Below are 24,028 nucleotides of genomic sequence, written 5' to 3' on the forward strand. Positions count from 1 at the left end.
GTGGCTGGTCGCGCAGTTCCCCGCGCCCCTGGGGCATCACCTGAACGGCGTCTGACCACCTCTCCGGCCGGCTCGCCGTCCGCCCCGCCACGGAGTGTCGGGCAGGCAGCCGGGCGGACGGCGTGGATACGGGCCGCCGCACTGTACGAGGGGGAGCCGGCGGCCCGGCCGGCCTCTTTCGAGGCCCTTCAGTCAACCGGCCCGGAACTCTCCGCGACAGCGCGCACACGCAGCGGGTGCGCGCACTGCGTTCACACCCCGTGTGAGGACCGACGCACTACGCTGTCGGCACCGATTCACCGGGGGCACCCATGCAGCCCAACACCCTGCTCGACGCGGTTCTCGACGAGGCCGGGATCTCGCACGCGGGACTGGCCGCGCACGTCAACCAGGCGGGGCGAGTGCGCGGGCTCGCACTGAGGTACGAACACACCGCCGTGGCACGGTGGTTGAAGGGGCAGCGGCCGCGCGGTCAGGTGCCCGACCTGATCTGCGAGGTCCTCGCCTCCCGGCTGCACCGCCCCGTCACCCTCGACGACATCGGCCTCGGCGTGCCCGGCGAACCCGCCGCCCCGCACACCGGCTCGCTCTCCGGGTTCGTGGAGCGCGCGACCGCCCTGTGGCGCTCCGACCAGCAGCAGCGCCCGCACATCCTCGGCGCCCCCGCGCTCACCGGCACACCCGCCGTGATGCCGGTGTGGGAGTGGGAGAACCCTCCCGAGGACACCGACGTCTCCCGCGGCGGGCGGCACCGGGTCACCGCGGCCGACCTGGAGATGGTGCGCTGCGCCCGCACGCACTACGAGCAGATGTACCGCAAGGCCGGCGGCATCGCGACCCGCGCCCGCATCGTCGGCTTCCTCAACTCCGAGGCCGCGCCGCTGCTGCGCGGCAGCTACACCGACGCCACCGGACGGCAGCTGCACCGGGCCACCGGGGGCCTGGTGGCGGTGGCCGGGATCTGCGCGTACGACTCCGACGCGCACGGCCTCGCGCAGCGCTACTTCCACCAGGCGCTGCGGCTCGCCAAGGCCAGTGGCGACCGGGGGCTCGGCGCCTACGTCATCGCGCTGCTGGTCAACCAGGCGCTGTTCCTGCGGGAGTATCGGCAGGCCGTCGCCTTCGCCGAGGCCGCGCTGCGTGCCGCCGGACGGCACATCACCCCGGCGCTCGCCTCCGACCTGTACGCGATGCAGGCGAAGGCGTACGCGCACCTGGGCGACGGCAGCGGCGCGCTGGCCTGCATCCGCCGGGCCGAGCAGGCCGCCGAGCGCATCCGGCGCGGGTACGAGCCCGACGAGACCGGCTACGTCCAGCCCGGACTGGTCAACGTCCAGGTGGCGGAGGCGCTGTTGAGCCTCGGCGAACTCGCGGCGGCCGGGGAGCACGCGGCGGCCGCCGTCGACACCCCGGCGCACGACCGGGGACGCGTGCACCGGCTCGCCATGCTCAGCACGATCGAGCTGCGCCAGGGCAACGCCGACAAGGCGGTGGCGACGGCCGTGCGGATGGCCGAGCAGGCCCGGGGAATGGAGTCCCAGCGGCTGCGCGACCGACTGCGCGCGGTGCGCGAGCACCTGGTGAGCAGCGGTTGCGCGGGCACGGCCGAGGCGGCCGAACTCATCGACGGGGCCCTGCGCGTACCGCTGTAGGCGGCCCGTCCGCGCGGGCCCCGCGCCCGCCCCTGCGCCGTGAGCGGGCGTCGTACGCCTGCTGCCGGAACGCTGCTGCTGCGATATTGCCACCTACTCGAAGGAAGGTGGCAGAACCGTGCAGTGGACGAAACAGAGCGAACAGAATGTGTACTCAAATCGCTGGTTCAGCGTCAATCTCGCCGATGTCGTCCTGCCGGACGGCCGACACCTCGACCACTTCCTGATACGGATGCGCCCCGTGGCCGTGGCCACGGTCGTGAACGAGACGGACGAGGTCCTCCTGCTGTGGCGGCACCGCTTCATCACCGACAGCTGGGGCTGGGAGCTGCCGGCCGGCGTCGTCGAGGACGGCGAGGACGTCGCGGCGGCGGCGGCCAGGGAGCTGGAGGAGGAGACCGGCTGGCGGCCCGGACCCCTGCACCACCTGATGAGCGTGGAGCCCTCCAACGGCCTCACCGACGCCCGGCACCACATCTACTTCAGCGACGAGGGCACGTACGTCGGGCACCCCGTGGACGACTTCGAGTCGGACCGCCGGGAATGGGTGCCCCTCAAGCTCGTACCCGACCTCGTCGCCCGCGGGGAGGTCCCGGCCGCCAACATGGCGGCCGCGTTACTCCTGCTGCACCACCTCAGGCTCGGGCGCGATCAGCCGTAGGCGTAGAAGCCCGAGCCGCTCTTGCGGCCGAGGCGGCCCGCGTCGACCATGCGCTGGAGCAGCGGGGGAGCGGCGTACAGCGGCTCCTTGTACTCCTCATACATCGAGTACGCCACCGAGGCGACCGTGTCCAGACCGATCAGGTCGGCCAGCTTCAGCGGGCCCATCGGGTGGGCGCAGCCCATCTCCATGCCGTTGTCGATGTCCTCGCGGCTGGCGATGCCCGACTCGAACATCCGGATCGCGGAGAGCAGGTAGGGGATCAGCAGCGCGTTGACCACGAAGCCGGAGCGGTCCTGGGCGCGGATCGCGTGCTTGCCCAGCACCTTCTCGGTGAACAGCTGGGCCCGGCTGAGCGTGCCCTCGGAGGTGGTGAGCGCCGGGATCAGCTCGACCAGCTGCTGCACCGGGGCCGGGTTGAAGAAGTGGATGCCGATGACGTGGTCGGGCCGCGAGGTGGCGACCGCCAGCTTCACCAGCGGGATCGAGGAGGTGTTGGAGGCCAGGATCGCGTCCGGCCGGGTCACGACCTGGTCGAGCACCTGGAAGATCTCGGTCTTGACCTGCTCGTTCTCGACGACCGCCTCGATCACCAGATCACGGTCGGCGAACTCGCCGAGGTCGGTGGTGAAGCTGAGGCGCGCCTGCGTGGCGTCCCGCTCCTCCTCGGTGATCTTGCCGCGCTCGGCCGCCTTGGTCAGCGAGTTGTACAGCCGGGTGCGGCCGATCTCCAGAGCCTCGCCGGTGGTCTCGGCGACCATCACCTCCAGACCCGAGCGGGCGCACACCTCGGCGATGCCCGCCCCCATCTGACCGCAGCCCACCACGCCGACGCGTGCGATATCTCCCGAGATGCCGGTCACATCGTCCCTTTCGCTGACTCCACGGCTGGCAGCAGGCATGCCGGGGTCCCCGTCGCCTGCTCCGATCGAGCACGTTACCCCCGAATGGTCACGGATCCGTCTCCCGGGTCGGGCATGCTGAGGCCCCGTACACGATCCGTGACCGTACGGATCCACAGCGTTCAGGAGGTCTTCCCATGGGCGGTGTCTCGCGCCGTGCCTTCACGGTGGCGGCGTTGTCGGCGTTCACGGCGGTATCCGGGGCGTCGGGGGCGTCCGCGGCGTCCACCGGCCAGGGCCCCGCCGCGCCGGCGGCCTCGCGCAGGGCCGCCGCCGGGATGCGGGGGATGTGGCTGGCCACCGTGGCCAACCGCGACTGGCCCACCCGCGCCGGGCTGCGCGCCGCCGAGCAGCGCGCGGAGCTGGTCGAGCACCTCGACAACGCGGTCCGGCACGGCCTCAACACGGTGATCCTCCAGGTGCGCCCGACGGCCGACGCGCTGTGGCCCTCGGCGCACGAGCCGTGGTCGCAGTACCTGTCCGGCAGCCAGGGCCGCGACCCGGGCTGGGACCCGCTGGGCACGGCCGTGACGGAGGCCCACGCCCGGGGGCTGCAGCTGCACGCCTGGTTCAACCCCTACCGCGTCGCCACCCACGACGACCCGGCCCACCTCGTCTCCTCCCACCCGGCGCGCAAGAACCCCGGATGGGTGGTGCCCTACGGCGGGCAGCTCTACTACAACCCGGGGCTGCCCGAGGTCCGGGCCTTCGTGCAGGACGCGATCATGGACGCGGTGGCGAAGTACGCGGTGGACGGGGTCCACTTCGACGACTACTTCTACCCCTATCCGGTGGCGGGCCAGAGCTTCGACGACGGCGGGACCTTCGGCACCTTCGGCACCGGCTTCGCCACGAAGGCCGACTGGCGCCGGGACAACATCGACCGGCTGGTGCGCGAGACCGCACAGCGCGTCAAGGACGTCAGGCCGGCCGCCCGCTTCGGTGTCAGCCCCTTCGGCGTGTGGCGCAACGCCGCCACCGACGAGCGCGGCTCCGACACCCGGGCGGGCGTGCAGACGTACGACGACCTGTACGCGGACACCCGCAAGTGGGTGCGCGAGGGCTGGATCGACTACGTCGTGCCGCAGCTGTACTGGAACATCGGCCTGGACGGCGCCGACTACGCGAAGCTGCTGCCCTGGTGGGCCGAGGTGGCCAAGGGCAGCCGCACCCAGCTGTACGTGGGCGAGGCGCTGTACAAGTCGGGGGACCCGGCGCAGCCCGCCGCCTGGCAGGACCCGGCCGAGCTGTCCCGCCACCTCACGCTGGCCGCGCGCTACCCCGAGGTCCGCGGGCACGTCTACTTCTCCGCGAAGGACGTCGCCGAGGACCGCGGCGGCGCGATGGCGCGGGTGGCCGCCGACCACTACGCGCAGCCGGCCACCGTCCCGCGCTGAGCCGCTTCCGCCCGTTGCGCGGCCACCGGGCTACAGCTGGGTCTCCCTGTGCCGGATCTCCGAGTCGGGGCCGGGCGAGCACACGGCCTCGCGCCCGTCCTCGAACCGGACCCGGTACGGGGGAGTGCCCTTGGCGCCCATGACTTCGACGATCTCCGCGACCTTGTCGTGCTCACCGACCACCCGGCCGTGCTGGACCAGCTGGTCGCCCTTGGTTGCGTGCATCCGTGAGGCCTCCTCACCTGTGTGCCGCCCGAGGGCAGGATCTAAAGGTCTGTGACCGGGTCTAACCCCTGGCCCGCTGGGTGACCGCGATGCACACCAGTACCGCCGCGGCCGTCAGCGGAGCGGCCACCGGCAGGTGCTCGCCCAGGAGAAGTACCGACCACACCAGTGTGAGCAGCGGCTGGGCCAGCTGCAACTGGCTGGCCTTCGGGATGCCGATCGCCGCCATGCCCCGGTACCAGACCACCAGGCCGAGGAACTGCGAACCGATCGCCACCCACAGCAGCCCGGTCACACTGTGCGCCGTCAGGTGCACCGGCTCGAACGACAGCGCCACCGCCGCCATCGGCACCGTCAGCGGCAGACACAGCACCAGCGCCCAGCCGATGACCTGCCACCCCGGCATCTGACGGGCCAGCCGGCCGCCCTCCGTGTAACCGGCCGCGCACACCAGCAGCGCCCCGAAGAGATAGGCGTCGGCCGAGGTCAGCGCGCCGCCGCTCTGCTGCACCGTGAAGGCGATCACGGCCGCCGCACCCGCCAGGGCCGCGATCCAGAAGGTGCGCGAGGGGCGGGTGCCGACGCGCAGGGCGGACAGCAGCGCGGTGGTCAGCGGGAGCAGCCCCACCACCACGGCGGCGTGCGCGGTGGTCGACGTCTGCAGGGCCAGCGTCGTGAGCAGAGGGAAGCCGAGCACCACCCCGGCGCCGACCACCGCGAGGCCCAGCCAGTGCCGCCGCTCGGGCGGTGCCACCCGCAGGGCCACCAGGCAGCCACCGGCGACCGCGGCCGCCAGGATGCTGCGCACGGCGATCAGGGACCAGGGGCCGAAGCCCTCCAGGCCCCAGGCGGTGGCCGGGAAGGTGAGGGAGAAGGCGACGACACCCAGGGCGGCCAGGACGGTACCGGAGGAGGCGCCGGGGGGCGTCGTGCTCGCGACGCCGACTGCTATCCGGGGCGACGCGGTAGCGCTACTCTGTGCTCTCATGCAAGAGCGTAGCAGCGTCGCTGACCTGGTGACCGTGTTGCGACGGGAGCTGGACCGCTACTCACCCGGCGGAAAGCTCCCGTCCAGCCGGGCCCTCGTCGACCGGTTCCGGGTGAGCCCCGTGACGGTCTCCCGCGCCCTGGCCCAGCTGGCCGCCGAGGGGCTGGTCGTCACCCGGCCCGGCGCCGGCGCCTTCCGGGCCCGGCCGCGCCCCTCGGCCGCACCGGCCGGGGACACCTCCTGGCAGGAGGTCGCGCTCAGCGCCGACGGCGCCGCCGACCTCGTACCGCGCTCGGTGGACGCCTCCGGGGTGCTGGTCTCGCTGGCCGCCCCGCCACCCGGTGTCGTGGAGTTCAACGGCGGCTACCTGCACCCGTCCCTGCAGCCGGAGCGGGCGATGGCGGCGGCCCTGGCCCGGGCCGGCCGGCGGCCGGGCGCCTGGGGGCGGCCGCCGATGGAAGGGCTGCCGGAGCTGCGGGAGTGGTTCGCGCGCGGCATCGGCGGGGCCATCACGGCGGCCGAGGTGCTGATCACCGCGGGCGGCCAGTCCGCGCTGGCCACCGCCCTGCGCGCGCTCGCCCCGCCCGGCACCCCCGTCCTCGTCGAGTCCCCGACCTATCCCGGCATGCTGGCCATCGCGCGGGCGGCCGGCCTGCGTCCGGTGCCCGTCCCCGTGGACGCCGACGGCGTACGGCCCGCCCTGCTCGCCGACGCCTTCAGCGCCACCGGTGCCCGCGTCTTCGTCTGCCAGCCCCTGTTCCAGAACCCGACCGGCGCCGTGCTCGCCCCCGAGCGGCGCGGGGAGGTGCTGAGCATCGCGCGGGCGGCCGGCGCCTTCGTCGTGGAGGACGACTTCGTGCGCCGCCTCGTGCACGAGGACGCCGGCCCGCTGCCCGCCCCGCTCGCCGCCGACGACCCGGACGGCGTCGTCGTCCACGTCGGCTCGCTGACCAAGGCGACCTCGCCCAGCTTCCGGGTGAGCGCCCTGGCCGCGCACGGGCCGGTCCTGGAACGCCTGCGCGCCATCCAGATCGTCGACACCTTCTTCGTGCCCCGGCCGCTCCAGGAGGCGGCGCTGGAACTCGTCGGGTCGCCCGCCTGGCCGCGCCATCTGCGTGCGGTCTCCGCGGAGTTGAGGGCCCGCCGGGACGCGATGACGTCCGCGCTGCGGCTGCGGCTCCCCGAGATCTCCCTGGCCCACATCCCCTCCGGCGGCTACCACCTGTGGCCGCGCCTGCCGGAGGGCGCCGACGAGAGCGCCCTGACCTCGGCCGCCCTGCGCGCGGGCGTCGCGATCACCCCGGGCCGCCCGTACTTCAGCGCCGAACCCCCGGCCGCCCACTTCCGGCTGAGTTTCGCGGCCGTCGCGAACGTCGGGGAGATCGCGGAAGGAGTACGGCGCCTGCGCACCGCCTGCCTGGAGGTGTGGGGCGGCTGACGGCGGCGGGGCGTGTGCACCACTGGCTGTCGACCGACGCGTACTGACGGCGTTCGTCTTCGGCCGGTGAGCCGCGGCATACATTGCGTGAACCAGAGGTAACACCCCTTGACCTGGACACCCCCGCGCTCCACCATCACCGCATGGCGCTTCGGGTCACGTTCGTCGCGGCTGCGCGCAGCTCACCGCTGCTGGCAGAGCGCTTCGACGACGACCGGCCGCTGGACCGGGCCGGCTGGGACGAGGTGCTGCGCGCCGCGGGCGGTCTGCTGCCGCTGGCGGCGGCCGAGTTGCGCTACTGCTCACCCACGCCCCGCAGTCGCGCCACCGGAGACGCCCTCGGCTGCGCCCCGCTCGTCCAACTCGCCCTGCGGGACTGCGACATGGGCCGGTGGCGCGGGCTGACACTCGGTGAGGCCATGGCCCGCGAGCCGGGGGCCGTGGACGCCTGGCTCGCCGATCCGCGGTCGGCGCCGCACGGCGGGGAGTCGCTGCTGGGCTTCATCACCCGGGTCGGCGGCTGGCTGGACACCCGTCCCGGGGAGGACGGCGACCGGATCGTCGCCGTGGCCGAGCCCTCGGTGATCCGGGCCGCGCTGGTCTACGTACTGAAGGCGCCGCCCGGGACGTACTGGAACCTGGACGTCCGCCCGCTGTCGGCGGCCACCGTGACGGGCCGCGCGGGCCGCTGGAGCCTCCGTTTCGAAGGCGCGCCGGACCAGGGTGCTACGCATCCGGCGTTTCGCGAAGGTAATCCGTTGTGAGCAGCAGGTCCTTGGCCGGGCCGCCCACCCGCCACACGGTCCGCCAGCGGTCCGGGCCCCGGACGGTGAACTCGCCCCGGTAGAGGTCGGCGGCGCACGGATGGTCGGCCACGTGGTGTCCCGAGGTCAGGTCCAGGCCGTGGAAGGGGCGGCCGTCCGCGAAGCGCACGTCCACGCGGCCCGGCGCGCTCCCCGGCTCGTAGCGCAGCGTGCGCTCGGCGGGCCGGGTCACACCCTGCCAGGTGAAGGCGCCCGACTCGTGGCTGATCAGCCCGCCGCCGTCGAGGGCGTCGAAGGACGTGAGGCCCTCGAACCGGCCCTCCAGGCCGCCGGCCAGATCCCGCACCGAGCGCTCGGTGCGCCAGCGCCCCGCGAGGTACGCCAGTACGTCGGGCACCGGCCACAACTCGCCCATTTCCACTCGCTTTCCCGCTCCGGCCCACTCGTTGCCGCGCGACCCATTGACGCGCCGCGGCCCCCTCCCTATCTTGCCGTTCGAAGTGCTGACCAGCGTCCGATATCTCGAACGACTTCTAGTGAGAGCCGCGGAGTATCCATGTCACGCACCCGCTGGAGACTCGGTCTCAGCGTCACCGCCCTCCTGACGGCCTCGGCCCTGCTGCCCTCCCCGGCGCACGCCGAGGCCGTCGCCGACTACACGATCACCGTCGACCCTTCCGCCCAGGGCCCCACCATCGACGACACGATGTACGGCGTCTTCTACGAGGACATCAACCGCGCCGCCGACGGCGGCCTGTACGCCGAGCTGGTGCAGAACCGGTCCTTCGAGTACTCCACCGCCGACAACGCCTCGTACACCCCGCTCACCGCGTGGGCGGCCGACGGCACCGCCGAGGTGGTGAACGACGGGGGCCGCCTCAACGAGCGCAACCGCGCCTACCTCTCCCTGGCCGCCGGTTCCACCGTCACCAACGCGGGCTACAACACCGGCATCCGGGTCGAGAAGGGCGAGAGGTACGACTTCTCGGTCTGGGCCCGCGCCGAGAGCGGCACCACCCTCACCGTCGCCCTCCGGGACACCGCGGGCACCCTCGCGAAGGTGCGCGAGGTGGCCGCGCGGGGGAAGTGGCGCAAGTACAGCGCCACCTTCACCGCGACCCGCACCAGCAACCGCGGCCGCCTCGCCGTCACCACCACCGCGCCCGCCGCCCTCGACATGGTGTCCCTCTTCCCCCGCGACACCTACCGGCACCAGCCGGGCGGCCTGCGCAAGGACCTCGCCGAGAAGATCGAGGCCCTGCACCCCGGCTTCCTGCGCTTCCCCGGCGGCTGCCTGGTCAACACCGGCTCCATGGCGGACTACAGCGCGGACTCCGGCTGGCAGCGCAAGCGCTCCTACCAGTGGAAGGACACCATCGGCCCCGTCGAGGAGCGCGCCACCAACGCCAACTTCTGGGGCTACAACCAGAGCTACGGCCTCGGCTACTACGAGTACTTCCGCTTCGCCGAGGACATCGGCGCCATGCCGCTGCCCGTGGTCCCCGCCCTGGTCACCGGCTGCGGCCAGAACAAGGCAGTCGACGACGACGCCCTGCTGGAGCGGCACATCCAGGACACCCTGGACCTCATCGAGTTCGCCAACGGCCCCCGCACCAGCGAGTGGGGCGCCAAGCGCGCCGAGATGGGCCACCCCAAGCCCTTCCACCTCACCCACCTGGAGGTCGGCAACGAGGAGAACCTCCCGAAGGAGTTCTTCGCCCGCTTCGAGCGGTTCCGCACCGCCATCGAGGCGAAGTACCCGGACATCACCGTCGTCTCCAACTCCGGCCCGGACGACTCCGGCGCCATCTTCGACACCGCGTGGCAGCTCAACCGCGACGCCGGCGTCGCCATGGTCGACGAGCACTACTACAACAGCCCGCAGTGGTTCCTCCAGAACAACGACCGCTACGACTCGTACGACAGGAACGGCCCCAAGGTCTTCCTCGGCGAGTACGCCTCCCAGGGCAACGCCTGGAAGAACGCCCTCGCCGAGGCCGCCTTCATGACCGGCCTGGAACGCAACGCCGACGTGGTCAAGCTGGCCTCCTACGCCCCGCTGCTCGCCAACGAGGACTACGTGCAGTGGAGCCCGGACCTGATCTGGTTCAACAACCACGCGTCCTGGGGCTCGGCCAACTACGAGGTCCAGAGACTCTTCATGAACAACACCGGCGACCGCGTCGTCCCCTCGCAGGCCACCGGCACCCCCGCCGTCAGCGGCCCCGTCACCGGCGCCGTCGGCCTGTCGACCTGGGCGACCAGTGCGGCGTACGACGACGTGCGGGTGACCTCGGCCGACGGCCGGACACTCCTGTCCGACGACTTCTCCGGTGACGCCTCGCGGTGGACCCACTCGGGCACCGGGAGCTGGACCGTCCAGGACGGCCAGTACGTCCAGACGGACCCGGCCGCCGAGAACACCCTGGTCACGGCGGGCGACCCGGCCTGGCACGACTACGACCTGCATGTGAAGGCCACGAAGAAGTCCGGAAAGGAGGGCTTCCTGGTCGCCTTCGGCGTCAAGGACACCGGCAACTACTACTGGTGGAACCTGGGCGGCTGGAACAACACCCAGTCCGCGGTCGAGCAGGCCTCCGACGGCGGCAAGTCGACGCTCCTGTCCAAGGCCGGGTCGATCGAGACGGGCCGCGCCTACGACATCGACGTCAAGGTCCGCGGCCGCCAGGTCACCCTCTACCTCGACGGCGAGGAGTGGGGCAGCTTCACCGACGACAAGCCGGCCGAGCCCTTCCGCCAGACCGTCACGCGCGACGACCGCACCGGCGAGCTGATCGTCAAGGTCGTCAACGCCCAGGACACGGCCGCCCGCACCGCCGTCGACCTCGGCGGGGCCAAGGTCGCGTCCAGGGCCCGCGTCACCACGCTGGCCGCCGACCAGGACGCGGTCAACACCGAGACGGACACCCCGGTGACCCCGGTGACGTCGACCTTCTCGGGGGCGGCGAGCGCGTTCACGTACACCTTCCCGGCGAACTCGGTGACGTTCCTGCGGATCAGGGAGCGGTAGCCCGCCGGCACGGGACCCGGACCGGCGACGAAACCGCCACGCGGCGTCGTCGGTCCGGGCTAGCGTGGGGACGCATGATCGTATGGCTCAACGGAACCCACGGAGCGGGCAAGACGACGACCGCCCTGCTCGTGCAGCGGCTGCTGCCGGACTCCCGGGTGTTCGACGCCGAGAAGGTCGGCGAGACGCTCATGGACATCACACCGGGGCTTCCCGACACGGACAACTTCCAGCACTGGGCGCCGTGGCGGCCCCTCGTCGTCGAGACCGCCCGGCACGTGCTCGACTACACCGGCGGCACCCTGGTGATGCCGATGACGGTCCTGGTCGAGGAGTACTGGAGGGAGATCGCGGGCGGCCTCGCCGCACACGGGATCCCCGTGCGGCACTTCGTCCTCCACGCCGACCAGGAGACCCTGCGGGGGCGCATCGCGGGGGACACCGTGCTGGGGCCGGACTCGCCGTTCCGTCTCCAGTACCTCGCGCCCTACGCCGAGGCGGCCCGCACCTGGCTGCACGCCGAGGCCGAGGTCGTCGACACCACGCACCGCACGCCCGCCGAGGCGGCGCTGCGGATCGCGGAGGCCGTCAAGGCATAGTGCTGCGATAGCGGCGAAGCAACGAACGCGTCTCCTGGTCGCTACTTCGAGCGCCGCCGGGCGATCCGGACGACGCGTTCCTCCTCGGCGGTGAGGTCCAGGCCGTCGATCCTGCCCCGGCCCCGGCTTCCGTCCGCCAGCCTCCACGCTCACGGCCGGCTGCCCGTGGCAGGACCCTGGGGCCGGACCGACTGCGTTGCATAAACGTACAATGGCACGTATAGTCATGCTCTCCAGGAGGAGGGTTTTCCATGGCGGTACGTGCGGCGGTGGCCGGAGCGAGCGGGTATGCGGGCGGTGAGCTGCTGCGGCTGCTCCTGACCCACCCCGAGGTCGAGATCGGCGCCCTGACCGGCAACTCCAACGCCGGGCAGCGGCTGGGTGCGCTTCAGCCGCATCTGCTGCCGCTGGCCGACCGGGTCCTGGAGCCGACCACGGCGGATGTCCTCGCGGGGCACGACGTCGTCTTCCTCGCGCTGCCGCACGGGCAGTCCGCCGCCGTCGCCGAGCAGCTCGGGCCGGACGTCCTCGTCGTCGACATGGGCGCCGACTTCCGGCTCAAGGACGCCGGTGACTGGGAGGCGTTCTACGGCTCGCCGCACGCCGGCACCTGGCCCTACGGCCTCCCCGAACTTCCGGGTGCCCGCGCCGCGCTGGAGGGGTCCAAGCGCATCGCGGTGCCCGGTTGCTACCCCACGGCCGTGTCCCTGGCCCTCTTCCCGGCGTATGCCGCGGCGCTGGCCGAGCCCGAGGCCGTGATCGTCGCCGCCTCCGGCACCTCGGGCGCCGGCAAGGCGGCCAAGCCCCACCTGCTCGGCAGCGAGGTCATGGGCTCCATGTCGCCGTACGGCGTCGGCGGCGGCCACCGGCACACCCCCGAGATGATCCAGAACCTCGGCGCGGTGGCGGGGGAGCCGGTCACCGTCTCCTTCACGCCGACCCTCGCGCCGATGCCCCGCGGCATCCTCGCCACCTGCACCGCGAAGGCGAAGCCCGGGGTCACCGCCGAGACGGTGCGGGCCGCGTACGAGAAGGCCCTCGCCGACGAACCGTTCGTGCACCTGCTGCCCGAGGGGCAGTGGCCCGCGACCGCCTCCGTGTACGGCTCGAACGCCGTCCAGGTGCAGGTCGCGTACGACGCCGCCGCGGGCCGGATCATCGCCATCAGCGCCATCGACAACCTGGCCAAGGGCACCGCGGGCGGTGCCGTCCAGAGCATGAACATCGCCCTCGGTCTCGACGAGACCACCGGACTGACGACGATCGGAGTTGCGCCGTGAGTGTGACGGCAGCGAAGGGATTCACGGCGGCGGGCATCACCGCCGGGATCAAGGAGAGCGGCAACCCCGACCTGGCCCTCGTGGTCAACACCGGCCCCCGACGCTCCGCCGCGGGCGTCTTCACCTCCAACCGCGTCAAGGCCGCGCCGGTGCTGTGGTCCGAGCAGGTCCTCAAGAGCGGTGAGGTGACCGCCGTCGTGCTCAACTCCGGCGGCGCCAACGCCTGCACCGGGCCCAAGGGCTTCCAGGACACGCACGCCACCGCCGAGAAGGCCGCGGAGGTGCTCGGGACGGGGGCGGGCCAGGTCGCCGTGTGCTCCACCGGGCTCATCGGCGTGCTGCTGCCCATGGACAAGCTGCTCCCGGGCGTGGCGACGGCCGCCGGTCAGCTCTCCGAGCACGGCGGTGAGAAGGCCGCCATCGCCATCAAGACCACCGACACCGTGCACAAGACATCGGTCGTGACCAAGGACGGCTGGACCGTCGGTGGCATGGCCAAGGGCGCGGGCATGCTCGCCCCCGGCCTCGCCACCATGCTCGTCGTGATCACCACCGACGCCGACCTGGAGACCGGGGCCCTGGACCGCGCCCTGCGCGACGCCACCCGCGTCACCTTCGACCGGGTCGACTCCGACGGCTGCATGTCCACCAACGACACGGTGCTGCTGCTCGCCTCCGGCGCCTCGGGCGTCGCTCCGGAGTACGACGCCTTCGCCGAGGCCGTCCGCACCGTCTGCGACGACCTCGGACAGCAGCTCATCCGCGACGCCGAGGGCGCCAGCAAGGACATCAAGGTCGAGGTCGTGAACGCCGCGACCGAGGACGAGGCCGTCCAGGTGGGCCGCACCATCGCCCGCAACAACCTGCTCAAGTGCGCCATCCACGGCGAGGACCCCAACTGGGGCCGCGTACTCTCCGCGATCGGCACCACCGACGCCGCCTTCGAGCCCGACCGGCTCAACGTCGCCATCAACGGCGTCTGGGTCTGCAAGAACGGCGGCGTCGGGGAGGACCGCGAGCTGGTCGACATGCGCTACCGCGAGGTGCACATCGTCGCCGACCTCGCCGCGGGCGACGCCACGGCCACCATCTGGACCAACGACCTCACCGCCGACTACGTCCACGAGAACAGCGCGTACTCGTCATGAGCAACGCACCCACGCGGAAGCACACCGCGCTCCCCAAGGCCCAGATCCTCATCGAGGCGCTGCCCTGGCTGACCCGGCACCACGGCAAGACCGTCGTCATCAAGTTCGGCGGCAACGCCATGATCGACGAGGACCTCAAGGCCGCCTTCGCCCAGGACGTCGTCTTCCTGCGGCACGCCGGTCTCAAGCCCGTCGTCGTGCACGGCGGCGGCCCGCAGATCAGCGCCGCCCTCGACAAGCACGGCATCGTCAGCGAGTTCAAGGCCGGCCTGCGCGTCACCACCGAGGACGCCATGGACGTCGTACGGATGGTGCTGGCCGGGCAGGTGCAGCGCGAGCTGGTCGGGCTGCTCAACCAGCACGGACCGCTCGCCGTCGGCCTCACCGGCGAGGACGCGCACACCCTCACCGCCACCAAACACCAGCCCCGGATCGACGGCGAGCTGGTCGACATCGGCCGGGTCGGCGAGATCACCGAGATCGACACCGGCGCCATCGAGGCCCTGCTCGCCGACGGCCGCATCCCGGTCGTCTCGTCCATCGCCCGCTCCCAGGACGACCACCATGTCTACAACGTCAATGCTGATACGGCGGCTGCGGCACTCGCTGCGGCGCTCGGCGCCGAGACCCTCATGGTCCTCACCGACGTGGAGGGCCTCTACGAGGACTGGCCGGACTCCGACGAGGTGATCAGCCGCCTGACCGCCACCCAGCTGGAGAAACTGCTGCCCGACCTGTCGTCCGGCATGGTGCCGAAGATGGAGGGCTGCCTGCACGCCGTACGCAACGGCGTCACCACCGCCCGCGTCATCGACGGCCGGGTCCAGCACTCGATCCTGCTGGAGATCTTCACCGACGAGGGGATCGGCACGATGGTCGTGCCGGACGAACAGGGGGAGTCGTGAGCAACACGGAGCTGACCGAGCGGTGGCAGGGCACCCTCATGAACAACTACGGCACGCCGCGCCTGCCCCTGGTGCGCGGCGCGGGCGCCCGGCTCTGGGACGCCGACGGCAAGGAGTACCTCGACTTCGTCGGCGGCATCGCGGTCAACGCGCTCGGCCACGCCCACCCGGCGGTGGTGGACGCGGTGAGCCGGCAGATCGCCTCCCTCGGCCACGTCTCCAACCTCTTCATCGCCGAGCCGCCCGTCGCCCTCGCCGAACGGCTGCTGAGGCACTTCGGCCGGGAGGGCAAGGTCTACTTCTGCAACTCCGGCGCCGAGGCCAACGAGGGCGCCTTCAAGATCGGCCGGCTGACCGGCCGGCCGCACATGGTCGCCACCCAGGGCGGCTTCCACGGCCGCACCATGGGTGCCCTGGCGCTGACCGGCCAGCCCGGCAAGCAGGAACCGTTCCTGCCGCTGCCCGGCGACGTCACACACGTACCGTACGGCGATCCGCGGGCGCTGGCCGCGGCGGTCACCGAGGAGACGGCCCTGGTGGTCATCGAGCCGATCCAGGGCGAGAACGGCGTTGTCGTGCCGCCCCCCGGCTATCTGAAGGCGGCCCGCGCCATCACCGCCGCCACCGGCGCGCTGCTCGTCCTGGACGAGGTGCAGACCGGGATCGGCCGGACCGGGCACTGGTTCGAGTACCAGGCCCACGAGGGCGTCCTGCCGGACGTCGTCACCCTCGCCAAGGGACTCGGCGGCGGACTGCCGCTGGGCGCGACGGTCGCCTTCGGCCGGGCTGCCGACCTGCTCCAGCCCGGCCAACACGGCACGACCTTCGGCGGCAACCCGGTCGCCTGCGCCGCCGGACTCGCCGTCCTCGACACCATCGAGGACGAGGGACTGCTGGACAACGTCAAACGGCAGAGCGAGCGGCTGCGCGGCGAGATCGAGGGCCTGGGGCACCCGTTGATCGGCCATGTCCGGGGCGCCGGCCTGCTCCTGGGTATCGTGCTCACCGAGCCGCTCGCCGCCCAGGTGCAGCAGGCGGCTCAGGACGCCGGAATCCTGGTGAACGCGCCCGCACCCGATGTCGTACGGCTCATGCCCGCGCTGAACCTCGGCGACGACGTGGTCGACGCGTTCCTCGGGGCGCTGCCCGGCATCCTTGACCAGGCCGCCGACGCGGCCCACGGGGACGGACGATCCGGAGAATGAGACGACGATGAGCCACGCGCAGGAGCACGAGCAGACGGCGGGGCCCGCCCTGCCGCAGACCCGCACCGCACGCCACCGCCGGATCGTGGACATCCTCAACCGGCAGGCGGTGCGCTCGCAGAGCCAGCTGGCGAAGCTGCTCGCCGACGACGGGCTCACCGTCACCCAGGCGACGCTCTCCAGGGACCTGGACGAGCTGAACGCGGTGAAGATCCGCAACACCGACGGCGACCTCATCTACGCGGTGCCCAGCGAGGGCGGCTTCCGCACGCCGCGGGCGCCGCTGGGGGAGTCGGCCAAGGAGGAGCGGATGCGGCGGCTCTCGGCGGAGCTGCTGATCTCCGCGGAGGCGTCGGCGAACCTCGTGGTCCTGCGGACGCCTCCGGGGGCGGCGCAGTTCCTCGCCTCGGCGATCGACCAGGCGGAGCTGCACGACATCCTGGGGACGATCGCGGGTGACGACACGCTGATGCTGATCAGCCGGGAGCCGGCGGGCGGGCAGGCGCTGGCGGACCATCTGCTGCGGTTGGCCCAGAACGGGGGCTGAAGGGGGCGGTGCGGTGATCTGCCGACCGCGGGCACGTCGTGGCCGGTCGCGCAGTTCCCCGCGCCCCTGGTCACCGGCCGCAGCTGCGGGCAGTCGTGCCTCCGCCAGTGCCTGAACGGCCTGGGAGGTACCCCCAGGCGGCACGGGTGGGCGCAGCGGCACCCCGCCAACGCGGCGAGTGCCGACACCGGTACCTCGGCAACAGCATCGGTCACCCCAACCACCCGGCCAGACCCCCGGTGCACCGCACCTCGTCCCCCGCCGTGATCAGCAACGCCTCCACCCCGTCCAGCGACTCCAGCCACCGCAGCCCCTCCCGCGCCCCCATCGCGAACGCCGCCGTCGCCCAGCAGTCCGCCCACGTCAGCCCGGGCGCCACCACCGTCACGGACAGCAGGTCGGTCACCGCGGAGCGGCCGGTGCGCGGGTCGACGACATGCGCGCCGCGCTCGGCGGAACCGGACGTCGCCACGGCCAGCTCCGCCGCCCCCGCCGCCGAGACGACCGCCGCGAGCCCGCCCGGCCGCAGCGGGTCCGACACCCCGACCCGCCACGGTCGGGCAGCCCCCGGCGTCCCGAGCAGCTGCACGTCCCCGCCGCCGTTGACGCTGACCCCGCTCGCACCGCCCGCCGCCGCGATCCGCCGCGCGGCGCGCTCCACGGCCCAGCCCTTGACGATCCCCGTCGGGTCGAGCCGCCCCTCGTACCGCGTGCTGAACCAGCCCTCGCTCACCCGCTCCGCCTCGGCCGCCAGCTCCAGCACCTCGGCGACCTCCGGGGCACACGCGGCGACGGTCAGCTCCCCGCGCGCCAGCCGGGAGATCTGGCTGCCCTCCCGGTACGTGCTGAACACCTCGTCGGCCCGGTGCAGCCCGGCGAGCGCCTCGTCCAGCGCCGCCCGTACGGCCGCGGGTTCCCCGCCGCGGACGTCGAAGGAGAAGACGGTCCCCATCGCCTCCGCCACGTGATGCACCGCGGCGGGAGCCTGTGCGGACCCGGCCCCGGTGTCAGCCACCGGCCCGGTCCAGCGCCGACTGGAGGGACTGCTTGTACCCGGCGCTGGTGTAGGTGGCGCCGGAGACCGCGTCGATGTCGGCGGTGCCCGCGGCGACGGCGGCCCGGTCGAGCCGGGGTACGGCGTCGGCGGTGACCTGGTCGCTGCGGCCGCCCCTGGGCGCCCGGAGGGTCTCGACGCCGGTGATCCTGCCGCCGCTGACCGTGACCCGGACCTGCACGGGCCCGTACTGGGTCTGCGCGGCGTCGCCGGTGAGCACCTGTGTGCCCTGCCCGGCGCCGGTGCCCGAGCCCTCCTCGGCGGCTCCGGAGCCGGAGCCGGACCCGGCTGCCGCGGCCGCCTTGTCCAGGGCCGACTGGAGGGACTTCACGTACCCGGCGCTGGTGTAGGTGGCCCCCGAGACCGCGTCGATGTCGGCGCTGCCGGCCGCGACCGCCGCCCGGTTGAGCTTGGGCACCGCGTCCGCGGTGACCCGGTCGCTCTGCCCGCCCTTGGGCGCCTGCACGGCCTCGGCCCTGGTGATCTTCCCGCCGCTCACGGTGAGCCGGACCTGCACGGGACCGTACTGCGTGCCGGCCGCGTCACCCGTGACCGTGCCGGCCCCGGCGCCCCGGCCGCCCTGCGGCGACTGCGCGGCCACGGGCGGGGCCGCGCCGCCCGCCGCCGAGGCGGAGCCCGGGTCGGACGCCGGTTTCAGCGACAGCAGCAGCACGATCCCGGACACGGTGGCGGCCCCGGCGAGCACGGCACGCCGAACGGGGTGGCTTTTCCTCATCTGTCCTGGACTCCTGATGTCCGTCGCTCACATCTCGAACGACTCGTGGTGGATACGGCGAGCGGGGACCCCCGCGCCGCGCAGTGCCTCGTACACCGACTGCGCGAAGCCGGGCGGCCCGCACAGGAAGACGTCGTGGCGCTCGACGTCCGGGATCTTCCGGGCCAGGGTCTCGGCCGAGATGTCCGGGCGCTCCCCGTCCGGGCTGTTGACCGCGTACATCAGCCGGGCGCCGCGCTCGTCGGCGATTCCGGCCAGCTCGTCCCAGAGCGCCAGGTCCTGGGTGCTGTTGGCCCGGTAGAGCAGCGTGATGTCGCCGGACGCGCCGGGCAGCGTCTCGAACAGCGCCCGCATCGGCGTGATCCCCACCCCGCCCGCCACCAGCAGCACCTTGCCGCGGCTGCGGCGCTGGGCGGTCAGGGCGCCGTACGGGCCCTCCGCCCACACCCGGGTGCCGGGTGTCAGCTCACGGAGCCGCGCGCTGTGGTCGCCGATCGCCTTCACCGTGATCCGCAGCATGTCCGGGCGGGGAGCCGCCGACAGCGAGTACGGGTGCGAGCTGAACCGCATGCCCGGCGCCAGGAACCGCCAGCGGAAGAACTGGCCGGCCTCCGCGCCCATCCGGTGCAGCCGGCGTCCGCCGATGAGCACCGACACGATCCCGGGCGTCTCCTCGATCACCGCCGCCACCCGCATCCGGTGCCGCAGGTTGAGCCGGAGGGGGGTCAGCACGCGGTACCAGAGCACGAGCGCGGTCACCGAGCCGTACAGCGCGTACCAGACGGTCTTGGCGGCCGGTTCGACGGCGAAGTCGTTGCCGGTGGTCAGCTGGTGCCAGAAGGTCAGGAACACCGCCGCGTAGGTGAGCAGGTGCACGTGGTACCAGGCGTCGTACGGGATCCGGCGGCGGACGGGGCCGATGGACAGCAGCCCGATGACGACCAGCAGGCCGGTGCCGAGGGCCGCCTTGCCCATGTCCGGGAGCTGGTTCACGGAGTCGACCGTCTGCGCCACGACGTCACCGAGGCCCTGGCCGGCCTGCGCCGCGTAGCCCCACATGATCAGGAAGACGTGGGCCAGGACCAGGCAGAGGGTGTAGCGGCCGGTCATGGCGTGCCAGCGGGCGACCCGGTCGGACCCGACGCGCCGCTCCAGGGCCGGCACCCGGGCCATCTGGAGCACCACCAGCGCCATCAGGTACCCGGCGAGCAGTCCGGTGATCCGTCCGGCGCCGAGGATCTTGCCGGTGTCGTCGGAGATGGCGGGCGTGTTGCGCCACCACAGCCACAACACGCCCGCCGCGCCCGCCCACACGGCGAGCAGCAGGGGGACGGCGGGGGAGCGGCGCGGACGGATGCGCCGCATCGTCTGACGGCGGGCGGCACGGCCGCCGGCGAGCGTGGTGGTCACGGTTCCTCCGTGGTGGGACTCGGCCCTTGGCCCACAGATACGCGCCGTGCCGGGCGAGCGTTCAGCCCGTGCCGGTCATGCCGTCCGCGTTCAGTACCGGGTGACCGCCGTCGCCCCGCCCCGGGTGCCGATCGCGAGGTGCGGGCGCTCCCCCGGCTCGGCCCACCGCAGGATCCGCCGCATCGCCTCCTTCGGCACCGACACGCACCCGGCCGTCGCCCCGCGCCCGTCGACGTGCAGGAAGATGCCCGCGCCGCGGCCGCGCACCGGGCGGTCGTAGTTGAAGCCGACGACCAGGGCGTGGGCGTACTGGGCGGTGTAGGTGCTGAGGTGCTCGGCCTCGGTGGCCCGGCAGTCGGCGGGGCGTGGCTCGGTCCAGCGGTTGTAGGAGCGGGAGGCGTTGTCCTGGCACCACCAGGAGTCCGCGTGGACCGGACGGTACCGGTACGCCGTGCCGCGCGGCGCGGGCTCGATGCCGAAGGCGTAGGGCAGGTCGTACAGGCCGGTCGGGGTGGTGCCGGTGCCCTGGACGCGCGTCGGCCCGTCGGTGAGTCCGCCGGACCCGAAGCGGGCCGGCGCGGAACCGGCCGCCACCCAGTGCCCGTCGGCCCCGCCCCTGCGGTCCCACCAGGTGACGGTGCCCGTGGTCGAGCCGGTGTCCGGCGCGACGGCGGTGATCAGCTGGGTGCCGCCGCCGGTGTCCGCCATCCGGGCCGGAAGCGGCGCGGGCGCGGGCCCGTCGGCGGGGGCGGCGCCGAGCAGGAGGAGGGAGGCGGACACGAGGACGGCGACGGCACCGGGGCGCATGGTTCAGACGGTAGAGGGAGGCAGCGGCAACGGCAGCCCGGGGAGGCCGTCGATGCTGGAGGCGATGTGCTCCTTCTTGGTGAAGTACGCGCTGAGCGAGGCGTCGTCCTCCCGCGCGAACCGCTTGCCGTGCAGGTCCCGGTCGCTCTCGTAGGCCATGAAGGGGACGGCGTACCCGCAGGTGTCCCGGATGAGTTCGGCGCTCACGACGATGACCGCGCGCAGTCCGTGCACGGTGGGGTCGATGTCCGGGAAGTGCGTGAGCAGCTCCGGGAAGCGGGCGTCGTCGCGGAAGACCGGCTCGCCGCGGCCGTGCACCCGCACGATGTTCGGCGGGCCCTGGAAGGCGCACCACATCAGGGTGATCCGCCCGTTCTCCCGCAGGTGGGCGATGGTCTCCGCGTTGGAACCCGCGAAGTCGAGGTAGGCCACGGTCAGTTCGTCGAGCACCGCGAAGCAGCCCGTGAGGCCCTTGGGGGACAGGTTGACCGTGCCGTCGCCGGCCAGGGGAGCGGTGGCGGTGAAGAAGAGGGGCTGCGCCTCGATGAAGGTGCGGAGTCTGCCGTCTATGCGCTCATAAGTCTTTCCCATGTCTAACGATTATGGGGGCGCGGGACGCGGTAGGCGGCACCAACCTGCAAGATTGACGAATCATGCAGAGTTCTGCATACTCATGCAGGACAGTGATCGTACGGTGAGGAGCGACCCAAGTGAGCAGCAACAGCGGTGACGTCCGGCTCTGGGGCGGCCGTTTCGCCGACGGTCCCGCCGAGGCCCTGGCCAAGCTGTCCGCGTCCGTCCACTTCGACTGGCGGCTCGCGCCCTACGACATCGCCGGTTCCCGCGCCCACGCGCGCGTGCTGCACAAGGCCGGGCTGCTCACCGAGGACGAGCTGACCCGGATGATCGCCGGGCTCGACCGGCTGGAGGCGGACGTCGCCGACGGCTCCTTCACCGGCACCATCGCCGACGAGGACGTCCACACGGCCCTGGAGCGCGGGCTGCTGGAGCGCCTCGGTCCGGACCTCGGCGGCAAGCTGCGCGCCGGCCGGTCCCGCAACGACCAGGTGGCGACCCTCTTCCGGATGTACCTGCGGGACCACGCCAGGACCGTCGGCTCGCTGATCGCCGACCTCCAGGACGCGCTGATCGGCCTCGCCGAGGCCCACCCGGACGTGGCCATGCCCGGCCGCACCCACCTCCAGCACGCCCAGCCGGTGCTCTTCGCCCACCACGTGCTCGCCCACGCCCAGGCGCTGGGCCGGGACGCGGAGCGGCTGCGCCAGTGGGACGAGCGCACGGCCGTCTCCCCGTACGGCTCGGGCGCGCTCGCGGGCAGCAGCCTCGGCCTGGACCCGGAGGCCGTCGCCCGCGACCTGGGCTTCGAGCACGGCAGCGCCGGCAACTCCATCGACGGGACGGCCTCGCGCGACTTCGTCGCCGAGTTCGCCTTCATCACCGCGATGATCGGCGTGAACGTGTCCCGGATCGCCGAGGAGATCATCATCTGGAACACGAAGGAGTTCTCCTTCGTCACCCTGCACGACGCCTTCTCCACCGGCTCCTCGATCATGCCGCAGAAGAAGAACCCGGACATCGCCGAGCTGGCCCGCGGCAAGTCCGGCCGGCTGATCGGCAACCTGACCGGCCTGATGGCCACCCTCAAGGCCCTCCCGCTCGCGTACAACCGCGACCTCCAGGAGGACAAGGAGCCGGTCTTCGACTCCATCGACCAGCTGGAGATCCTGCTCCCCGCCTTCACCGGCATGATGGCCACCCTCACCGTGCACCGCGAGCGGATGGAGGAGCTGGCCCCGGCCGGGTTCTCGCTGGCCACCGACATCGCCGAGTGGCTGGTCAAGCAGGGCGTGCCGTTCCGGGTCGCGCACGAGGTGGCCGGCGAGTGCGTGAAGGTCGCCGAGGCCGACGGCAAGGAGCTGGACGAGCTGACCGACGAGCAGTTCGCCAAGATCTCCGAGCACCTCACCCCCGAGGTGCGCACCGTGCTCAACGTCCCCGGCGCCCTCGCCTCCCGCGACGGCCGCGGTGGTACGGCGCCCAGCGCGGTCGCCGTCCAGCTCGCCGAGGTGAAGGCGGACGTGGCGGCCCAGCACGCCTGGGCGGACGCCAAGAAGTAGCAGCCGGAGGGACAGCCGGTGTGTCCGAGGGGCATCGCGGTTACGTTGGTCAACAGCTCGGCAGCTCAACCGCTTCAGCAGTCGACCGAACGGAGCCCGCGATGCCCTTCGCCCGCCTGGCCACAGCAACGACCCCGACCTGCCACATCGGCCTCGGTCTCGCCGCCGTCGGGCGCCCCGGCTACATCAACCTCGGCCGCGACCGTGACCTCGGAGCGGACCGCACCGTCGAGGCGCTGCGCGAACGCACCCACGACCTCCTCGACGCCGCCTACGCGCAGGGCGTGCGCTACTTCGACGCGGCCCGCTCCTACGGCCGTTCGGAGGAGTTCCTGGCCGGCTGGCTCCGGGACCGCCCCGACGTCGACGACGTGGTCGTCGGCAGCAAGTGGGGCTACACCTACACCGCCGACTGGTCCACCGACGCCGAGCAGCACGAGGTCAAGGACCACGGCGTCGCGACCTACGACCGCCAGCGCGCCGAGACCGACGCCCTGCTCGGCGACCGGCTCGACCTCTACCAGATCCACTCGCTCACCCCGGACAGCCCCGCCCTCACCGACAAGGAACTGCACGCCAGGCTGGCCGAGGCCGCCGCGCAGGGCAGCACCGTCGGCTTCTCCACCAGCGGCCCCGCCCAGGCCGAGGCCATCCGTGCCGCGCTCGCCGTGACCGTCGACGGCGAGCCCCTCTTCCGCACCGTCCAGTCGACGTACAACGCGCTGGAGACCTCCGCCGGACCCGCGCTGGCCGAGGCGCACGAGGCCGGGCTCGCGGTGATCGTCAAGGAGGGCATGGCCAACGGCCGCCTCGCGGAGCCGCACGCGCCGGACGTCCTGAGGGCCATCGCCGAGGAGACGGCCCTCGGCTGCGACGCGGTCGCCCTCGCCCTGATCCTGCGGCAGCCCTGGGCCGGCGTCGTCCTGTCCGGCGCGGCGACGGTCAACCAGCTCGGCTCGAACCTGCACGCCGCCGTGGTCGACCTCGACGACGACCAGGTGGCCCGCCTCGAAGTACTCACCGAGGACCCGCACGCCTACTGGGAGCGCCGCGGGCAGCTGCCCTGGCACTGAGCCGCCTCCCCGCTGAACCCGTGACCGCCCCGAGAGGTGAGTCACACATGCCCGGCATGAGACATGAA

The 24,028-nt window shown here is 72.7% G+C and carries 23 protein-coding genes; 14 read left to right on the plus strand and 9 right to left on the minus strand.

The window, feature by feature from the left end; genetic code table 11:
• Positions 1-311 precede the first annotated feature (311 nt).
• Both BZZ08_RS21490 and BZZ08_RS21495 read left to right on the plus strand, forming a co-directional pair.
• Positions 312-1,652: a transcriptional regulator gene (locus BZZ08_RS21490; RefSeq protein WP_104633882.1), complete on the plus strand. Its 1,341-nt coding sequence runs from the start codon at positions 312-314 to the stop codon at positions 1,650-1,652.
• A 118-nt stretch (positions 1,653-1,770) separates the two neighbouring features.
• Entirely contained in the window at positions 1,771-2,313 is a 543-nt protein-coding gene (locus tag BZZ08_RS21495; protein ID WP_104633883.1) for an NUDIX domain-containing protein, read from the plus strand.
• Here BZZ08_RS21495 and BZZ08_RS21500 read toward each other — a convergent pair.
• On the minus strand, positions 2,304-3,215 hold the full coding sequence (locus BZZ08_RS21500; protein ID WP_079032931.1) for a 3-hydroxybutyryl-CoA dehydrogenase: 912 nt from the start codon (positions 3,213-3,215) through the stop codon (positions 2,304-2,306). The two genes, BZZ08_RS21495 and BZZ08_RS21500, sit on opposite strands and share 10 nt — an antisense overlap.
• 137 nt (positions 3,216-3,352) lie before the next feature.
• Here BZZ08_RS21500 and BZZ08_RS21505 point away from each other — a divergent pair, with 137 nt between their 5' ends.
• Positions 3,353-4,612 carry a glycoside hydrolase family 10 protein gene (locus BZZ08_RS21505; protein ID WP_104633884.1) on the plus strand — a complete coding sequence of 420 codons (1,260 nt, stop codon included), beginning with the start codon at positions 3,353-3,355 and terminating at the stop codon, positions 4,610-4,612.
• A gap of 30 nt (positions 4,613-4,642) precedes the next feature.
• On the opposite strand, the gene BZZ08_RS21510 is transcribed toward BZZ08_RS21505, so the two are convergent.
• Together BZZ08_RS21510 and BZZ08_RS21515 are read right to left on the minus strand one after the other, a co-directional pair.
• A complete protein-coding gene (locus tag BZZ08_RS21510) occupies positions 4,643-4,837 on the minus strand; it encodes a DUF1918 domain-containing protein (protein WP_104633885.1) in 195 nt (64 codons plus the stop codon).
• Between the two features lie 61 nt (positions 4,838-4,898).
• Complete coding sequence (locus tag BZZ08_RS21515; RefSeq protein WP_104633886.1) at positions 4,899-5,825, minus strand: DMT family transporter; 927 nt, start codon at positions 5,823-5,825, stop codon at positions 4,899-4,901.
• Here BZZ08_RS21515 and BZZ08_RS21520 point away from each other — a divergent pair.
• Positions 5,824-7,263 (plus strand): aminotransferase-like domain-containing protein, encoded by a 1,440-nt coding sequence (locus BZZ08_RS21520; RefSeq protein ID WP_198601612.1) that lies wholly within the window; start codon positions 5,824-5,826, stop codon positions 7,261-7,263. The genes BZZ08_RS21515 and BZZ08_RS21520 overlap by 2 nt on opposite strands.
• 143 nt (positions 7,264-7,406) lie before the next feature.
• Positions 7,407-8,027, plus strand: a complete 621-nt coding sequence (locus BZZ08_RS21525) for a histidine phosphatase family protein (protein WP_104633887.1) — start codon at positions 7,407-7,409, stop codon at positions 8,025-8,027.
• Here the strand turns inward: BZZ08_RS21525 and BZZ08_RS21530 are convergent.
• Positions 7,990-8,442, minus strand: coding sequence for a DUF6314 family protein (locus BZZ08_RS21530; protein ID WP_198601613.1), 453 nt, complete (start codon positions 8,440-8,442; stop codon positions 7,990-7,992). The two genes, BZZ08_RS21525 and BZZ08_RS21530, sit on opposite strands and share 38 nt — an antisense overlap.
• Positions 8,443-8,583: 141 nt before the next feature.
• Between BZZ08_RS21530 and BZZ08_RS21535 the strand changes: the two genes are divergently transcribed.
• The 7 genes from BZZ08_RS21535 to BZZ08_RS21565 all read left to right on the plus strand — a co-directional run bounded on the left by BZZ08_RS21535 (position 8,584) and on the right by BZZ08_RS21565 (position 16,742).
• Positions 8,584-11,058 (plus strand): alpha-L-arabinofuranosidase C-terminal domain-containing protein, encoded by a 2,475-nt coding sequence (locus tag BZZ08_RS21535; RefSeq protein ID WP_104633889.1) that lies wholly within the window; start codon positions 8,584-8,586, stop codon positions 11,056-11,058.
• 74 nt (positions 11,059-11,132) lie between these two features.
• Entirely contained in the window at positions 11,133-11,657 is a 525-nt protein-coding gene (locus BZZ08_RS21540) for an AAA family ATPase (RefSeq protein ID WP_104633890.1), read from the plus strand.
• 251 nt (positions 11,658-11,908) lie between these two features.
• Entirely contained in the window at positions 11,909-12,937 is a 1,029-nt protein-coding gene (gene argC, locus BZZ08_RS21545) for an N-acetyl-gamma-glutamyl-phosphate reductase (RefSeq protein WP_104633891.1), read from the plus strand.
• Positions 12,934-14,085: a bifunctional glutamate N-acetyltransferase/amino-acid acetyltransferase ArgJ gene (gene argJ, locus BZZ08_RS21550; protein ID WP_104633892.1), complete on the plus strand. Its 1,152-nt coding sequence runs from the start codon at positions 12,934-12,936 to the stop codon at positions 14,083-14,085. Before argC ends, argJ begins: the two co-directional genes overlap by 4 nt.
• Positions 14,082-14,990: an acetylglutamate kinase gene (gene argB / locus BZZ08_RS21555; protein WP_104633893.1), complete on the plus strand. Its 909-nt coding sequence runs from the start codon at positions 14,082-14,084 to the stop codon at positions 14,988-14,990. Before argJ ends, argB begins: the two co-directional genes overlap by 4 nt.
• Positions 14,987-16,195: an acetylornithine transaminase gene (locus tag BZZ08_RS21560; RefSeq protein WP_104633894.1), complete on the plus strand. Its 1,209-nt coding sequence runs from the start codon at positions 14,987-14,989 to the stop codon at positions 16,193-16,195. Before argB ends, BZZ08_RS21560 begins: the two co-directional genes overlap by 4 nt.
• A 7-nt stretch (positions 16,196-16,202) precedes the next feature.
• Positions 16,203-16,742, plus strand: a complete 540-nt coding sequence (locus BZZ08_RS21565; RefSeq protein WP_007447727.1) for an arginine repressor — start codon at positions 16,203-16,205, stop codon at positions 16,740-16,742.
• A 211-nt stretch (positions 16,743-16,953) separates the two neighbouring features.
• Here BZZ08_RS21565 and BZZ08_RS21570 read toward each other — a convergent pair whose 3' ends face one another.
• From BZZ08_RS21570 to BZZ08_RS21590, 5 genes are all read right to left on the minus strand, one after another.
• Positions 16,954-17,694: an FAD:protein FMN transferase gene (locus BZZ08_RS21570; RefSeq protein WP_104633895.1), complete on the minus strand. Its 741-nt coding sequence runs from the start codon at positions 17,692-17,694 to the stop codon at positions 16,954-16,956.
• Between the two features lie 55 nt (positions 17,695-17,749).
• Entirely contained in the window at positions 17,750-18,532 is a 783-nt protein-coding gene (locus BZZ08_RS21575; protein WP_104633896.1) for an FMN-binding protein, read from the minus strand.
• Positions 18,533-18,559: 27 nt separating this feature from the next.
• On the minus strand, positions 18,560-19,942 hold the full coding sequence (locus tag BZZ08_RS21580) for a ferredoxin reductase family protein (RefSeq protein ID WP_198601614.1): 1,383 nt from the start codon (positions 19,940-19,942) through the stop codon (positions 18,560-18,562).
• A gap of 90 nt (positions 19,943-20,032) precedes the next feature.
• Positions 20,033-20,749, minus strand: coding sequence for a L,D-transpeptidase family protein (locus tag BZZ08_RS21585; protein ID WP_104633897.1), 717 nt, complete (start codon positions 20,747-20,749; stop codon positions 20,033-20,035).
• Positions 20,750-20,752: 3 nt separating this feature from the next.
• Positions 20,753-21,340, minus strand: coding sequence for a pyridoxamine 5'-phosphate oxidase family protein (locus tag BZZ08_RS21590; protein WP_104633898.1), 588 nt, complete (start codon positions 21,338-21,340; stop codon positions 20,753-20,755).
• Between the two features lie 119 nt (positions 21,341-21,459).
• On the opposite strand from BZZ08_RS21590, the gene argH reads away from it, so the two are divergent.
• Both argH and BZZ08_RS21600 read left to right on the plus strand, forming a co-directional pair.
• Entirely contained in the window at positions 21,460-22,887 is a 1,428-nt protein-coding gene (gene argH, locus BZZ08_RS21595; RefSeq protein ID WP_104633899.1) for an argininosuccinate lyase, read from the plus strand.
• 101 nt (positions 22,888-22,988) lie between these two features.
• Positions 22,989-23,960 (plus strand): aldo/keto reductase, encoded by a 972-nt coding sequence (locus BZZ08_RS21600; RefSeq protein WP_104633900.1) that lies wholly within the window; start codon positions 22,989-22,991, stop codon positions 23,958-23,960.
• Positions 23,961-24,028: the final 68 nt, after the last annotated feature.

The organism is Streptomyces sp. MH60 (assembly GCF_002939385.1).
Classification (GTDB): domain Bacteria; phylum Actinomycetota; class Actinomycetes; order Streptomycetales; family Streptomycetaceae; genus Streptomyces.

Bases quoted from the DNA above. Each gene is read 5' to 3' on its own strand.
- BZZ08_RS21510 (WP_104633885.1), bottom strand. From the start codon at position 4,837: ATGCACGCAACCAAGGGCGACCAGCTGGTCCAGCACGGCCGGGTGGTC.
- BZZ08_RS21585 (WP_104633897.1), bottom strand. From the start codon at position 20,749: ATGCGCCCCGGTGCCGTCGCCGTCCTCGTGTCCGCCTCCCTCCTCCTG.
- BZZ08_RS21590 (WP_104633898.1), bottom strand. From the start codon at position 21,340: ATGGGAAAGACTTATGAGCGCATAGACGGCAGACTCCGCACCTTCATC.
- BZZ08_RS21600 (WP_104633900.1), top strand. From the start codon at position 22,989: ATGCCCTTCGCCCGCCTGGCCACAGCAACGACCCCGACCTGCCACATC.
- BZZ08_RS21515 (WP_104633886.1), bottom strand. From the start codon at position 5,825: ATGAGAGCACAGAGTAGCGCTACCGCGTCGCCCCGGATAGCAGTCGGC.
- BZZ08_RS21500 (WP_079032931.1), bottom strand. From the start codon at position 3,215: ATGCCTGCTGCCAGCCGTGGAGTCAGCGAAAGGGACGATGTGACCGGC.
- BZZ08_RS21570 (WP_104633895.1), bottom strand. From the start codon at position 17,694: ATGGGGACCGTCTTCTCCTTCGACGTCCGCGGCGGGGAACCCGCGGCC.
- argB (WP_104633893.1), top strand. From the start codon at position 14,082: ATGAGCAACGCACCCACGCGGAAGCACACCGCGCTCCCCAAGGCCCAG.
- BZZ08_RS21520 (WP_198601612.1), top strand. From the start codon at position 5,824: ATGCAAGAGCGTAGCAGCGTCGCTGACCTGGTGACCGTGTTGCGACGG.
- BZZ08_RS21565 (WP_007447727.1), top strand. From the start codon at position 16,203: ATGAGCCACGCGCAGGAGCACGAGCAGACGGCGGGGCCCGCCCTGCCG.
- argC (WP_104633891.1), top strand. From the start codon at position 11,909: ATGGCGGTACGTGCGGCGGTGGCCGGAGCGAGCGGGTATGCGGGCGGT.
- BZZ08_RS21505 (WP_104633884.1), top strand. From the start codon at position 3,353: ATGGGCGGTGTCTCGCGCCGTGCCTTCACGGTGGCGGCGTTGTCGGCG.
- BZZ08_RS21530 (WP_198601613.1), bottom strand. From the start codon at position 8,442: ATGGGCGAGTTGTGGCCGGTGCCCGACGTACTGGCGTACCTCGCGGGG.
- BZZ08_RS21535 (WP_104633889.1), top strand. From the start codon at position 8,584: ATGTCACGCACCCGCTGGAGACTCGGTCTCAGCGTCACCGCCCTCCTG.
- BZZ08_RS21575 (WP_104633896.1), bottom strand. From the start codon at position 18,532: ATGAGGAAAAGCCACCCCGTTCGGCGTGCCGTGCTCGCCGGGGCCGCC.
- BZZ08_RS21490 (WP_104633882.1), top strand. From the start codon at position 312: ATGCAGCCCAACACCCTGCTCGACGCGGTTCTCGACGAGGCCGGGATC.
- BZZ08_RS21540 (WP_104633890.1), top strand. From the start codon at position 11,133: ATGATCGTATGGCTCAACGGAACCCACGGAGCGGGCAAGACGACGACC.
- BZZ08_RS21525 (WP_104633887.1), top strand. From the start codon at position 7,407: ATGGCGCTTCGGGTCACGTTCGTCGCGGCTGCGCGCAGCTCACCGCTG.